This is a genomic window from Variovorax sp. RKNM96, from assembly GCF_017161115.1.
In the GTDB taxonomy this organism is placed as follows: Bacteria; Pseudomonadota; Gammaproteobacteria; order Burkholderiales; family Burkholderiaceae_C; genus Variovorax.
Genome location: NZ_CP046508.1, coordinates 4,520,974 through 4,534,829 on the forward strand (window position 1 = coordinate 4,520,974; position 13,856 = coordinate 4,534,829).

The window sequence follows — 13,856 nt, forward strand, 5'->3', positions numbered from 1 at the left end:
TCGCTGTGGCCCGAATCCACTGATGCATCAGATTGCATCAACCGCATTCCGAAGATCCTGGAGACAAAACATGAACTCGCTGACCCGCCGCAGTGCCTTGCGCACGCTTTCCGCCCTCCCCGCTGCCGGCATCGTGTCGGCCGTGCCGCGCATCGCGCGCGCCGCGGAGTTCTCGTACAAGTACGGCAACAACCTGCCGCTGAGCCATCCGCTGAACGTGCGCGCGCAGGAAGCCGCGGACCGCATCGCCAAGGAAACCAAGGGCCGGGTCGAGATCAAGATCTTCCCGAACAACCAGCTCGGCGGCGACACCGACATGCTCGCGCAGGTGCGCTCGGGCGGCATCGAGTTCTTCACGCCCTCGGCGCTCGTCATCGCGACGCTCGTGCCGGTGGCGGCCATCAACGCGGTGGGTTTCGCGTTCAACGACTACGGCCAGGTGTGGGCCGCGATGGACGGCAAGGTCGGCGCCCACGTGCGCGGCGCCATCGCCAAGTCGCGCCTCTACGCCTTCGAGAAGATGTGGGACAACGGCTTCCGCCAGACCACCAGCAGCAAGGCCGCCGTCGCGAACGCGAAGGACATGGACGGCCTGAAGATCCGCGTGCCGGTGAGCCCGCTGTCGATCTCGATGTTCAAGGGCCTGGGCGCCGCGCCCGCGAGCCTGCAGTTCAGCGAGGTCTATTCCGCGCTGCAAACGAAGATCGTCGATGCGCAGGAGAACCCGCTGCCCATCATCCAGGTCGCCAAGCTCTTCGAGGTGCAGAAGTTCTGCTCGCTCACCAACCACATCTGGGACGGCTACTGGTTCATCGCCAACGGCCGCGCGTGGGACGCCTTGCCCGACGACCTGAAGACCATCGTCGCGCGCGCCATCAACGACGCCGGCATGCAGCAGCGCGAAGACATCAAGAAGCTCAACGAATCGGTCGTCGGCGACCTGCAGGCCAAGGGCCTCACCATCAACCGCCCGACCGCCGACAGCTTCCGCGCGAAGCTGCGCGAATCGGGTTTCTACGGCGAATGGAAGGGCCGCTTCGGCCCCGAGGCCTGGGCGCTGCTCGAAGGCACCGTCGGCAAGCTGGCCTGAGCGTCCATGGTGCATGAATCCACTTTCGAGGCGGCCCCGTTCGTGGGCGCCGGCCCTTCGGCCAACGCGCTGAGCGGCATCGCCGGGCGCGCCGACCGCGTGCTCGGCGGCGCTGTCGAGGCGGTGGCTGCACTGCTGGTGCTGGCCGAAATCTGCGTGCTGTTCGCGGGCGTGGTGTCGCGCTACGTGTTCCATGCGCCGCTGGTGTGGTCGGACGAACTCGCGTCGATCCTCTTCCTCTGGCTCTCGATGCTGGGCGCCGTGGTGGCGCTGCGGCGCGGCGAGCACATGCGCATGACGGCGCTGCTGCAGAAGGTCACGCCCTCGACGCGGGCCATGCTCGATGCCTTCGCCATCGCCGCATCGGTCGCGTTCCTGGTGCTCATCATCTGGCCGTCGATCGACTACGCGCACGAAGAGTCGTTCATCGTGACGCCTGCGCTGGAGATCAGCAACGCCTGGCGCGCCGCGGCCATTCCGGCGGGCATCGGCATCATGCTGGTGATGGCGCTGCTGCGGCTGGTGCGTGTGTGCACCGGTCGGCAAATTGCCGTCGCGGTGCTCGGCATGGCCGCGCTGGTGGGCGCCTTCTGGCTCGCCGCGCCGCTGTTCGCGACGCTGGGCAAGTTCAACCTCGTGATCTTCTTCGTGGTCGTGGTGGCTGCCACCGTGCTCTCGGGTGTGCCCATCGCGTTCTCGTTCGCGCTCGCCACCTTCGGCTACCTCGCGCTCACCACGCGCACGCCGCTGCTGGTGATGGTGGGACGGTTGGACGAAGGCATGTCGCACCTGATCCTGCTCGCGGTGCCGCTCTTCATCTTCCTGGGCGCGCTGATCGAGATGACGGGCATGGCGCGCGCCATGATCCAGTTCCTTGCGAGCCTGCTGGGCCATGTGCGCGGCGGCCTCTCTTACGTGCTGATCGGCGCGATGTACCTGGTGTCTGGCATCTCGGGCTCCAAGATCGCCGACATGGCGGCCATCGCGCCGGTGCTCTTCCCCGAAATGGTCAAGCGCGGCGCCAAGCCCGGCGACCTGGTGGCACTGCTCTCGGCCACGGGCGCGCAGACCGAGACCATTCCGCCGTCGATCGTGCTCATCACCATCGGCTCGGTCACCGGCATCTCGATTGCCGCGCTGTTCACGGGCGGGCTGCTGCCGGCCGTGGTGCTGGGCGCGGCGCTGTGCGTGGTGGTGTGGTGGCGCTATCGCCGCGAAGACCTGAGCGGCGTGCAGCGCTACAGCAAGCGCGAGATCGGCAAGCTGCTGATGGTCGCGCTGCCCGCGGTGCTGCTGCCCTTCGTGATCCGCGCCGCCGTGGTCGAGGGCGTGGCCACGGCCACCGAGGTGTCGACCATCGGCATCGTGTATTCGGCGCTGGTCGGGCTCTTCGTGTATCGGCAGTTCGACTGGAAGCGCCTCAAGCCGATGCTGATCGACACCGCCTCGCTCTCGGGCGCGATCATCTTCATCGTGGGCTGCGCCACCGCCATGGCCTGGGGCCTCACGCAGTCGGGCTTCTCGCAGGACCTGGCCCGCATCATGGGCGCGCTGCCGGGCGGCGCCTATGGCTTCCTGGCCGTGTCGATCGTCGCGTTCATCGTGCTGGGCAGCGTGCTCGAGGGCATTCCGGCCATCGTGCTGTTCGGCCCGCTCCTCTTTCCCATCGCCAAGGCCGCGGGCGTGCACGAGGTGCACTACGCCATGGTCGTGATCTTCTCGATGGGCATCGGCCTCTTCGCACCGCCCTTCGGCGTCGGCTACTACGGCGCCTGCGCCGTGAGCAAGGTCAACCCCGACGAGGGCATCAAGCACATCTGGGGCTACATCGCCGCGATGCTGGTGGGCCTCGTGATCGTGGCCGCCTTCCCGTGGTTCTCGACCGGCTTCCTGAAATTCTGATCACAACAACGCACTCACATCACCGGAGCCAATTGCAATGAGTCGATTCCTCGGCGAGATCCGCCAGCTGGGCTATGTCGTGCACGACATCGAAGCCGCCATGGACTACTGGAGCACCAAGCTGGGCGTGGGCCCGTGGTTCTACAACCCGAAGGTGCCCATCAAGAACTACCGCTACAACGGCGAAGCGCACGAGCCGCACAACTCGGTGGCGCTGGCCAACTCGGGCTATGTGCAGGTCGAGCTGATCCAGACGCGCAACGACGTGCCTTCGATGTACCGCGACTTCCTGCAAGCCGGCCGCACCGGCCTGCAGCACGTCGCCTACTGGACGGCCGACTACGACGCCGATCTCGCACGCCTCACCGCGCAGGGCTTCAAGCCCGTGATGAGCGGCGAGGTGGGCGAGCGCGGCCGCTTCATCTACTTCGACACCGAGTACCACCCGGGTACGGTGATCGAGCTGTCCGAAGTGGCGGGGCCGAAGGGCAAGATGTTCGACCTGATCCGCAGCGCCTCCGAGGGCTGGGACGGCAGCGAGCCCGTGCGCCCCTTCCCCGACCTGAGCAAGCTGTGACGATGGCGGCCGAACGCATCCGCGCGCGCTACCTGATCGAGACGCCGGTGGACCCGGCGGCCGTGGCCGAGGTGATGGCCGGCGAGCAGTCGTGCGGCACCTTCACGCGCGTGGAGGGCGAGACCGATGCGCTGCGTGAACGTGCGCGTGCGACGGTCGAGGCGATCACCGAGCTCGCGCCGGCCGAGGCGCCGAGCCTGCCGAACGCGCTGCTCGAACGCAAGGGAACGCGCGGTCCGTGGCGGCGCGCGCATGTCGACATCTCGTTCCCCGTGGCGAACATCAGCGCCAACCTGCCGACGCTCGCCGCGACGGTGTCGGGCAACCTGTACGACCTCGGCGAAGTGACGGGCCTGCGGCTCGAATCGCTGCACGTACCGGCCGCCTACCGCGCGCAGTTCGAGATGCCGCGCGTCGGCATCGCGGGCACGCGGCGCGCCACCGGCGTGGCAAGCGGTGCGCTGGTCGGCACGATCATCAAGCCGAACGTGGGCCTCTCGGCGGCGGAGACCGCCGCGCTGGTCGCAAGGCTCTGCGCCGCGGGCGTGGATTTCATCAAGGACGACGAGGTCTGCGCCGATCCCGCGCATGCCCCGCTGGCAGAACGTGTTCCGGCCGTGATGGCGGTCGTGCGCGCCCACCAGGAGCGCACCGGCAAGCATGTGATGGTGGCCTTCAACATCACCGACGAAACGGATGCGATGAAGCGGCATGCCGATCTCGTCGAGCGCGAAGGTGGCTCCTGCGTGATGGCCAGCCTCAACTGGTGCGGGCACTCGGGCATCCAGACGCTGCGGCGCCACACGGGCCTGGCGCTGCACGGCCACCGCAATGGGTACGGCGCGCTGTCGCGACATCCACTGCTGGGCATTTCGTTCCAGGCGTACCAGACACTCTGGCGCCTCGCAGGCGTGGACCACATGCACGTGCACGGCCTGCAGGGCAAGTTCTCGCAGCCCGACAGCGAAGTCATCGAGTCGGCGCGCGACTGCTTCACGCCGCTGACCAATGCCGCGGACGACCGGGTGATGCCCGCCTTCTCCTCGGGCCAGTGGGCCGGCACGGTGCCCGCCACCTGGGCCGCCATCGGCAGCGACGACCTGCTCTTCATGGCTGGCGGCGGCATCCTCGCGCACCCGGACGGCGCGGAAGCCGGCGTGACCAGCATCCGCCAGGCCTGGTCGGCCGCGCGCGCGGGCACGACGCTGCAGGATGCGGCGAAGAGCGCGCCCGAACTCGCACGCGCCCTCGCCTTCTTCGGCAAGCCGTGACGCCAGCGAACCCGGCCCCGGCCGTCGTCTACTACGGCGACGATTTCACCGGCGCGACCGACACGCTCGGCACTGCGGCCCGCGCAGGGCTTCGGGCCCTGCTGTTCCTGGAGACGCCCGATGCCGCGCGCCTCGAACGCGCCGGTCCGCTCGACGTGCTGGGCATCGCGGGCGCGGCGCGGGCCATGTCGCCCGAAGCGATGCAGGCCGAACTCGCGCCCGTCGCCGCGCTGTTCCACTCGCTCGGCGCGCGCGTGCTGCACTACAAGACCTGCTCGACCTTCGACAGCGCGCCGCACATCGGCTCCATTGGCGCCGCCGTGCGTGTATTGCGTGGTGCGGTCGAGCAGCCGTGGACGGCGATCGTGGGCGGGCAACCGAACCTCGGTCGGTATTGCCTCTTCGGCAACCTGTTCGCGGCGGCGGGCGCGGGCGGCGAGGTGTTCCGCATCGACCGCCATCCGACGATGAGCCGGCACCCGGTGACGCCGATGCACGAAGCCGACCTGCGGCTGCACTTGGCGGGGCAAGGCCTGGCCGATGTGCGCTCCATTCCTTTCACGGTCACATCGAACGGCGCCGACGCGCTTGGCCATGCGTTGCAGCGCACGTTGCACCTGTCCGCCACACCGCCCGAGGCCGTGCTGTTCGACGTGGCCGATGCGGCGCAATTGGCAGTCATCGGCGAGGTGCTGTGGGCACACGCCCGACGCGAGACATTGCTGGCAGTGGGTCCGAGCAGCGTGGTCGATGCGCTGGCCACTGCACTCGGCTCGCGCGCCGATGCACAAACGACACCCCGGGTCGTGACACGGGCGACCGGCCCTGTGCTCGTGCTTGCCGGAAGCCTCTCGCCCGTCACGGCGCGGCAAGTGGCGGCATCACCTTCATTCGACATCGTCTGGCTCGACGCGCCGAAACTCGCCCGGCAGGACGCGCCCGCGCTGGAGCGCCATGCCCTGGACATCGCACAGGCGCTCGCTCGAGGCCACAACGTCCTCGCCTGCACCCGCCCGCCCGAACAGGCATCGCCCTCGCCGGACGTCGACGCCCAGGCACTCGCGCGCGCCGGCGGCGAATTGCTGGTCCGCGTTCTGGCACAAACGCCGCTGCGCCGCGTAGGCGTGGCCGGTGGCGACACCTCGAGCCATGGCGTACAGGCGCTGGATGCATGGGGCCTCTCCTACGTGGCCGACATGGGCGCCGGCGCCTCGCTGTGCCGCGTGCACAGCGACGACGCGCGGCTCGACGGCATGGAGATCATGCTCAAGGGCGGCCAGATGGGCACCGACGACGTGTTCGAGCGCCTGGTGCACGGCGCGGGCTGAAACGCCCCGGATATACATCTCTACATCTGCCCTTGTCCGTCGCTGGTGCGGTCGTGCACCCAGCGCACCGCCTGCTGCTCGGCATGGCGCAGTGCCTCCACTTCGGTGCCGTAGGAGGCGTTGTCCGTGTCGTCGGGCAACTCGATGTCTTCCGGGTTGTCCGAGTGGCCCAGGCAGCGCACGACGGGCCGGTAGGTCAGGTCGTCGATACGCTCTGCGCGGCACTGGAACATCCAGCCCCGGTAGGTGAAGGTGACGAGGCGCTCGTCGAGCGGCGGTGATGTGGTGTCCATGGGTGGCCTTGTCTTTCTTTGTGATCAGCCTTCAATCTGCGCCGCTCCCCAGCGGATGCATGTGAGAACCGGCCCACGTCGCGCGTCGGCGGAAGCACCGGATCGGCCGCCGCAGGCTGCGATACGGTCCACGAACATCCACATACAAGCACGTTCATCATGGAAATCCTCTCTCTCGTCCAATGGCCGGCCTTCGCCGCCTCGGTCGCCGCCGCCTGGCTGGTGGGCTCGAATGCGAAAGGCCGCCGGAACGTCGGCTTCTGGGTGTTCCTGGCGAGCAATGTGCTGTGGGTGGTGTGGGGCGTGCACACCCAGGCGTGGGCGCTGATCGCGCTGCAGGTGTGCCTGGCGGCGCTGAACATTCGAGGGCTCTTCAAGACCGAAGAGAAGTAGGCACGGCGACGTGCTGCGCGCCTTGCATGCGCATGCGATGAATTCCTACGCAGCCTCTGCACCGTGCTGCGCATCTTTGCGTTCCCCACCACCTCACCAGGAGCCCACGATGCCCACCACCAAGCGCGCACAGCCCGATGCCTGCAGCCTGCTCGATACCGACCACAAGAACGTCAAGAAGATGTTCTCCGCGTATGAAGAACTCATGGAGTCCAAGGCCGCCAGCGCCACCGACAAGAAGCGCGAGCTGGCCAACCAGATCTGCATGGAACTGACCGTGCATGCGCAGATCGAGGAAGAGATCTTCTACCCCGCCGTGCGCGAGGCCATCAAGGAAACCGACCTGCTCGACGAAGCCGAGGTGGAGCACGCCACCGCCAAGGACCTGATCGCTCAGCTCCAGGACGCCACCGACATCGACGAGATGTTCGACGCCAAGGTGAAGGTGCTCGGCGAATACATCGACCACCACGTCAAGGAAGAGCGCAATGAGATGTTCCCCAAGGCGCGCGCCACCAAGCTGGACCTGGTCGCGATGCGCGAACAGCTCGCGGCGCGCAAGGAAGAGCTGATGGCGGAGCTCATGGGCGAACCGGCCTGAGCCACACGGTCGTCCGGCGCCTGAATGTCGGCGCCGGACGACATGGGTGTGCGCCGTGTGTCCTCATGCCGGCGCCGCGCGATCCCCTACGGTGGTTCCTGAAGTCACCAACCCACGGAGAACATTCATGACCGCCACCACTGGAAACACCAGCAAGCTCTGGGAGCTCATCAAGGACACCCGCTTCGGCATGCTCACGCACCGCCATGCCGACGGCCAGTTGCACAGCCACCCGCTGACCACGCAGAACCAGGACGTCGATGAAAACGCGACGCTCTACTTCTTCGTGCCCAAGGACGGAGAGATCGCACGGCACGTCGCGACCGATCCGACCGTGAACGTCTCCTACGCGAACACCGACGACGACAGTTATGTCTCCGTCTCGGGCCATGCGGCGCTGCTCGAAGACCCCGCCAAGAAGGAAGCCCTCTTCAACAAGATGGCCAAGGCCTGGTTCCCCGAAGGCCCGACCGACACCAACCTGGGCCTTCTGGCCGTGAGCGTGCTGCGTGCCGAATACTGGGACGTGGGCGACAGCAAGATGGTGCAGCTGTTCAAGATGGCCAAGGCCGTCGTCACAGGCAACACACCCGAACTGGGTGAGCACAAGAAGGTCGCCGTTTCCTGATGCGTGCAGTGCTGACGACGACGCCGGCACCGCACCGCTGGCAATTCATCCGGGTCGGGGGCGCCGACCAGGTCATCTTCCGCACGGGCGAGGACATCGCCCGCCTCGGGGAGTTGGACCAGAAGCTGTGGGTCGCCCTCGCCTGCCCGACGCGCGGCATCGACTTCGATGCGCGCACGCTCGACCTCATCGATGCCGACGGCGATGGCCGCGTGCGCCCGCCCGAGGTGGTTGCGGCCTGCGAATGGGTGTGTGCGCGGCTGCGCAACCCCGACGTGCTGCTGCAAGGCAGCGACGTGCTGGCGCTGGACGACCTCGATGCCGGCAACGCCGATGGCGCGCGCCTGATCGAGGAGGCCCGCCGCCTGCTGCAGATCCAGGGCAAGCCCGATTCGGCGACGCTCACGCTCGCCGACATCGCGGACCGCGGCGAGCTGCTGTCCGCGATGCGCTTCAACGGCGACGGCGTGATCACGCCCGAGACGACGCACGACGATGCCGTGCGCGCGACGGTCGCCGAGATCATGCGCACCCACGGCAGCGTGCCCGACCGGCACAAGGACACACCGGGCGTCGACCGCCCCCGCGTCGAAGCCTTCTTCGCCGAGGTGCAGGCCGCGCGCGACTGGCACGCCAAGGCCGATGCGAACGACAAGACGCTGATGCCGCTGGGCGAACCCACGCTGGCCGCCGCCGATGCGACCCGCAAGGTGCAGGCCAAGCTCGACGACTACTTCGCGCGCTGCCGGGTTGCCGCTTTCGATGCGCAGGCCGTGACGGCACTGAATCCCTCGCCCGAAGCCTATGACGCACTGGGTGCAAACAAACTCGACCTGAGCGCCGACCCGATTGCCGACCTGCCGCTGGCACCCGTCACGCCGCGCTGCGTGCTGCCGCTGCATGGCAACCGCATCAACCCCGCGTGGACCGGAGACATCGCCACGTTCGCCGAACGCGCCGTCACGCCGCTGCTGGGCGCGCGCGACGAGCTCGCGGAGACGGAGTGGCTGTCCATCAAGCAGCAGCTCGCACCGCTGCAATCGCTGATGGCCGAGCGGCCCGACAACGCCGCCGCCGCGCTGCCGCTGGAGCAGCTCGATGCCTTTCTGCAGACGCGCGAGGCGCTGCTCGCGCTGCTGCACGACGACGAAGCTGCCGAGACGCACAACAACCTGCTCGTCGACCTGGAGAAGCTGATCCGGCTGCAGCGCGACCTGGTGGTGCTGCTCAACAACTTCGTGTCGTTCAAGGCCTTCTACCGGCGCGAGGGCGCGATCTTCCAGGCCGGCACGCTCTATCTCGATGGCCGCAGCTGCGAACTCACGGTGCAGGTGCAGGACACGGCCAAGCACGCCGTGCTGGCGGGCCTTGCGAAGACCTGCCTCGCGTACTGCGATTGCACGCGCCAGGGACAGAAGATGAGCATCGTCGCGGCGTTCACCGCGGGCGACATCGACTTCCTTTTCGTTGGCCGCAACGGCGTCTTCTACGACCGCCAGGGCCGCGACTGGGACGCCACCATCACCAAGCTGATCGAGAACCCGACCAGCGTGGCGCAGGCCTTCTTCGCGCCCTACAAGAAGTTCGTGCGGGTGATCGAGGAGCAGGTCGCCAAGCGCGCGGCCGCCAGCGAGGTGGCCGGCCAGGGCACGCTGACGAACTTTGCAACCAGGCTCACGACCGCCGACCAGGCCGCGGGCGCGGCCAAGACGCCGGCTGCGGCGCCTCGCACCGCCGGCCGTGTGGACGTCGGCACCGTGGCCGCCATCGGCGTTGCGCTCGGGAGCATCAGCGCGGTGCTGGTCGCGATCTTCGGCAAGTTCGTCGATCTGGGGCAGTGGATTCCGGTGGCACTCATCGGCATCGTGGCGGCGATCTCCGGGCCGAGCATGCTGATCGCCTGGCTCAAGCTGCGCCAACGCAGCCTGGGGCCGATCCTCGACGCGAGCGGCTGGGCCATCAACGGGCGGATGAAGGTGAATGTGCGGCTGGGCGGCATGCTCTCGCAGACCGCGCACGTGCCGCCGGGCGCGCGGCGGGTGGCGCGCGACCCGTACCGCGACCGGCACGGCAAGACCGGTGTCACCGCGGCAGTCGTGCTGGTGCTGGCGCTCGTCGTGCTGGCCTGGCGCATGGACTGGCTGGACCACCGCCTGCCCGCGGCGCTGCAGCATTCGCCGACGGCCGCGGCCACGGTGCCACCCGTTCCTTCGTCCTAGCCTGCAGCCGGGTTGAAAACACCCGGGAGCGCCGCCATTTCTTTCGGACCTGCCGATTGAAAGAGGCGCTCCCATGGGCTCACGCGACGAATTCCTTCTCGACTCCTACTCCGCCACCGTCACCCAGGTGGCCCACACCGCCAGCGCGGCCGTCGCGCACATCAAGGTCCGAAAACCGCCGCAGCGCGGCAATGCGGGCGGCCAGGGCAGCGGCTCCGGCTTTCTCTTCACGCCCGATGGTTTCGCGATCACGAATGCGCACGTGGTCGAGGGCGCGAGCGAGCTGCGCGCGGCCTTCGTCGACGGCACCGAAAGCGCTGCCCGGCTCGTCGGCATGGACGCATCGACCGACATCGCGGTGCTGCGCTTCGAGTCGCACCCGAGCGCCTTCCTGCCGCTCGGCAGTTCGGCAGGCCTGCAGCCCGGCCAGTTGGCCGTGGCGGTGGGCAACCCGCTGGGCTTCGACTTCACCGTGACCGCCGGCATCGTGAGCGCGCTGGGCCGCAGCCTCCCCTCGCGCGGCGGCCGGATGATCGAGGACGTGATCCAGACCGACGTGGCGCTGAACCCCGGCAACTCGGGGGGCCCGCTGCTGGACAGCAGCTCGCAGGTCATCGGCGTGAACACCGCGGTGATTCCGTCGGCGCAGGGCCTGAGCTTCGCGGTGGCGATCGACACGGCGCGCTGGGTGGCCGGCGAGCTGATGCGCCATGGCACGGTGCGGCGCGGCAAGCTGGGCGTGCAATGCGCGGCCGTCGCCCTGCCGCGGCGCTGGGTGCGCGAGAACGAGTGGCCGGTCGCGACCGGCGTGCGCGTCGTCGAGGTGGTGGCGGGCTCGGCCGCGGCACGCGACGGCCTGCGCAGCGGCGACATCCTGGTCGGCTGCGACGGCACGCCGCTCGCGCAGCTGTCCGACCTGCTCAAGCGGCTGGCGGGCGAAGGCTACGGGCGTCCGCTGCTGCTGAAGCTCTTGCGGCCGGTGGCGGGGACGCTCACGCCGTTCTACCTGACGGTGTCGCCCGCCGGCTGATCAGAACCGGTCCACATCGATCACCGCCTGCGCGAAGGCCTCGGGCGCCTCCTGCGGCAGGTTGTGGCCGATGCCGCCCTGCAGCGTGCGGTGCGCGTACTTGCCGGTGAACTTGTTGCGGTACTTCGAAGGATCGAGGAACGGCGCGCCGTTGGCATCGCCCTCGAGCGTGATCGTGGGCACGCCGATGGCCGGGGCCGGGGCGAGCCGCTTCTCCAATTCGTCGTATCGCGCCTCGCCGGGGGCGAGGCTCAGGCGCCAGCGGTAGTTGTGCATCACGATCGCGACGTAGTCGGGGTTGTCGAATGACGCCGCGCTGCGCTCGAAGGTGGCGTCGTCGAACTTCCACTTCGGCGATGCCGTCTCCCAGATGAGCTTGCCGAACTCGCGCCGGTACTGGGTGTAGCCCGCCTGGCCGCGTTCGGTGGTGAAGTAGTACTGGTACCACCAGTCGAACTCGGCCTTGGGCGGCAGCGGCTTCTTGCCGGCTTCCAGGTTGGTCATGAGGTAGCCGCTCACCGAGACCAGCGACTTGCAGCGCTCCGGCCACAGCACCGCCAGGATGCAGGCGGTGCGCGCGCCCCAGTCGAAGCCGGCGATGCTGGCCTTCTGGATCTTGAGCGCATCCATCAGCGCAATGATGTCGAGCGCCACGGCCGACTGCTGTGCATTGCGGACGGTGCTGTCCGAGAGAAAACGCGTGCTGCCGTGGCCGCGCAGGTGCGGAACGATCACCCGGTACCCGGCCGCTGCCAGGATCGGGGCAACGTCGACGAAGCTGTGGATGTCGTAAGGCCAGCCGTGCAGAAGAATCGCGACCGGACCGTCGGCCGGGCCGGTTTCGGCATAGCCGATGTTGAGGAGCCCCGCATCGATCTGCTTGATCGAAGTGAAGGATGTGTTGCCTCCAGTCCTGCCCGGGGACGACGCCGGCTTCGAGGCGGCGGTCTGCGCGCTGGCGCTCCCAACGATGCCGAACTGCGCGGCGGTGATCGTTGCGGCGGCCGCGCCAAAAAAGATGCGGCGGTGGCGGTTGATTTCTTCGGACATCTGCTTCTCCATTGCGTTTGCGATGGAGTCAGTGGAACCGCGCGGTGTATCTGCGATGTGTCCTCGAACCGGGGGATTTGAATGCCCGTGTATGGATCGGACGGGCAGATACAGTGGGCTACAAAACTTCCGGGCTGCGTTGCACAGGCCCCGGGGATGCGGCATCAAGCCTTGGGCTTCAAGTCCCGCTCCCGAATGAAGTGACCGACCCGGAGCCGCACGCGTTCCATGGCAGCGTCCAGGCTGAGTTGCGGGGTGATCACCAGCACCCACCGGGGAATGCCGCCGAAGCTCAGGCTGGCCATGCCGACATAGGCGCCGGTGGCTGTCTGCGTGAGCTTGAAGGAGCCGGTCCAGTGCTCCGGCAGGTCGATGGCGAGGGGCGTTGAATCCATGAGGGGGTCGAGACTAGTGGCTCGACCCTTTCAGCCCCAAGGAACTATTACCAGAGCGTCGATAAATTTCCGTGGGATCGTGTTCTATTTATCCACGGTGATGTTCGCCGTCTTGATGATGCGGGCCCACTTCTCGCGCTCCGCATGCATGAAGTCGCCGAAGCGCTGCGGGGTGCCGCCGCCGTCTTCCGCACCAAACTGGTCGAGCCGCGCAATCACGTCGGGCATCGCGAGCACGGTGTTCACGTCCTTGTTCATGCGATTGACAAGCGCCGGGTCCATGCGAGCCGGCCCGACCAGCCCGAACCAGATGCTCGCCTCGTAGCCCTCGAAGCCCGACTCGGCGAGCGTGGGCACGGCGGGAAAGCTCTTCGAGCGCTTGGTGCGCGTCTGCGCAATGGCCGTCATCTTGCCGCCGGCCAGGTACTGCGTGGCCGTGGTCATGCCCTCGAAGCTGTACTGCACATGGCCGCCCAGCATGTCGGTGACCAGCGGCGCGGAGCCCTTGTACGGCACATGCAGCACGTCGATGTTGGCGCGCGCCTTGAAGAGTTCCAGCGCCAGGTGCTGGGCCGATCCGTTGCCCGCCGAGCCGAAGATGATTTCCCCCGGCCGGCTGCGGCACAGCTCGACCAGCCCCTTGAGCGTCCTGACCGGCTGGTTGCTCGCGCAGATGAGCATCTGCGGCGTGGCGCCGACCAAGGCGATCGGAGTGAAATCGCGTTCCACTGAATAGCCCAACCCTGGCTGCAGGCCTGGTGCGATGCCATGGCTGTTGATGTGCGCCATCAGCAAGGTGCTGCCATCGGGCTGCGACTTGGCCACATCGCCCGCCGCGATGATCCCGGCCGCGCCCGCCTTGTTCTCGACGACCACCGGCACGCCCCACATCGCGCCCAGCTTCTGCGCGAGCAGCCTTGCGAGCACATCGGTGCCGCCGCCCGGCGGAAAGCCGACGACGATGCGCGTCACGCCCTTGGGCAGGGTCTGGGCGAATGCGCCCGTGGCGGTCAGCGCCGCCGCAACAGCGCCGCCTGTGAAGAGTCTTCGTTTCATGGGTCTTGTCTCCTGTTTTCTTC

At 67.9% G+C, this 13,856-nt stretch carries 14 protein-coding genes; 10 read left to right on the forward strand and 4 right to left on the reverse strand.

What is annotated here, in order from left to right:
* Positions 1–70 precede the first annotated feature (70 nt).
* From GNX71_RS20865 to GNX71_RS20885, 5 genes are read left to right on the forward strand one after another with little or no spacing between them, the layout of a single operon-like run.
* Entirely contained in the window at positions 71–1,090 is a 1,020-nt protein-coding gene (locus GNX71_RS20865) for a TRAP transporter substrate-binding protein (protein WP_206174112.1), read from the forward strand.
* 6 nt (positions 1,091–1,096) lie between these two features.
* Positions 1,097–2,992: a TRAP transporter large permease subunit gene (locus GNX71_RS20870; protein WP_206174114.1), complete on the forward strand. Its 1,896-nt coding sequence runs from the start codon at positions 1,097–1,099 to the stop codon at positions 2,990–2,992.
* A 37-nt stretch (positions 2,993–3,029) separates the two neighbouring features.
* Positions 3,030–3,569 carry a VOC family protein gene (locus GNX71_RS20875; protein ID WP_042581441.1) on the forward strand — a complete coding sequence of 180 codons (540 nt, stop codon included), beginning with the start codon at positions 3,030–3,032 and terminating at the stop codon, positions 3,567–3,569.
* A gap of 2 nt (positions 3,570–3,571) precedes the next feature.
* The gene (locus GNX71_RS20880; protein ID WP_206174115.1) at positions 3,572–4,840 is read left to right on the forward strand and encodes a ribulose-bisphosphate carboxylase large subunit family protein; all 1,269 of its coding nucleotides are present in this window, start codon (positions 3,572–3,574) and stop codon (positions 4,838–4,840) included.
* The gene (locus tag GNX71_RS20885) at positions 4,837–6,168 is read left to right on the forward strand and encodes a four-carbon acid sugar kinase family protein (protein WP_206174117.1); all 1,332 of its coding nucleotides are present in this window, start codon (positions 4,837–4,839) and stop codon (positions 6,166–6,168) included. The genes GNX71_RS20880 and GNX71_RS20885 overlap by 4 nt, the downstream gene beginning before the upstream one ends.
* A 20-nt stretch (positions 6,169–6,188) precedes the next feature.
* On the opposite strand, the gene GNX71_RS20890 is transcribed toward GNX71_RS20885, so the two are convergent.
* Positions 6,189–6,461, reverse strand: coding sequence for a hypothetical protein (locus GNX71_RS20890; RefSeq protein WP_206174119.1), 273 nt, complete (start codon positions 6,459–6,461; stop codon positions 6,189–6,191).
* Between the two features lie 159 nt (positions 6,462–6,620).
* Between GNX71_RS20890 and GNX71_RS20895 the strand changes: the two genes are divergently transcribed.
* The 5 genes from GNX71_RS20895 (at position 6,621) to GNX71_RS20915 (ending at position 11,332) form a co-directional block, all read left to right on the forward strand.
* On the forward strand, positions 6,621–6,854 hold the full coding sequence (locus tag GNX71_RS20895; RefSeq protein ID WP_042581445.1) for a hypothetical protein: 234 nt from the start codon (positions 6,621–6,623) through the stop codon (positions 6,852–6,854).
* A 109-nt stretch (positions 6,855–6,963) separates the two neighbouring features.
* A complete protein-coding gene (locus tag GNX71_RS20900; protein WP_206174120.1) occupies positions 6,964–7,455 on the forward strand; it encodes a hemerythrin domain-containing protein in 492 nt (163 codons plus the stop codon).
* 127 nt (positions 7,456–7,582) lie between these two features.
* A complete protein-coding gene (locus GNX71_RS20905; protein ID WP_206174122.1) occupies positions 7,583–8,083 on the forward strand; it encodes a pyridoxamine 5'-phosphate oxidase family protein in 501 nt (166 codons plus the stop codon).
* Complete coding sequence (locus GNX71_RS20910) at positions 8,083–10,302, forward strand: hypothetical protein (protein ID WP_206174124.1); 2,220 nt, start codon at positions 8,083–8,085, stop codon at positions 10,300–10,302. The genes GNX71_RS20905 and GNX71_RS20910 overlap by 1 nt, the downstream gene beginning before the upstream one ends.
* 73 nt (positions 10,303–10,375) lie before the next feature.
* Positions 10,376–11,332 (forward strand): trypsin-like peptidase domain-containing protein, encoded by a 957-nt coding sequence (locus GNX71_RS20915; RefSeq protein WP_206174126.1) that lies wholly within the window; start codon positions 10,376–10,378, stop codon positions 11,330–11,332.
* Here GNX71_RS20915 and GNX71_RS20920 read toward each other — a convergent pair whose 3' ends face one another.
* The 3 genes from GNX71_RS20920 to GNX71_RS20930 form a co-directional block, all read right to left on the reverse strand.
* Positions 11,333–12,382 carry an alpha/beta hydrolase gene (locus GNX71_RS20920; RefSeq protein WP_206174127.1) on the reverse strand — a complete coding sequence of 350 codons (1,050 nt, stop codon included), beginning with the start codon at positions 12,380–12,382 and terminating at the stop codon, positions 11,333–11,335.
* A gap of 164 nt (positions 12,383–12,546) precedes the next feature.
* The gene (locus GNX71_RS20925) at positions 12,547–12,777 is read right to left on the reverse strand and encodes a hypothetical protein (protein ID WP_206174129.1); all 231 of its coding nucleotides are present in this window, start codon (positions 12,775–12,777) and stop codon (positions 12,547–12,549) included.
* Positions 12,778–12,861: 84 nt separating this feature from the next.
* Entirely contained in the window at positions 12,862–13,833 is a 972-nt protein-coding gene (locus tag GNX71_RS20930; protein ID WP_206174131.1) for a tripartite tricarboxylate transporter substrate binding protein, read from the reverse strand.
* Positions 13,834–13,856 lie beyond the last annotated feature (23 nt).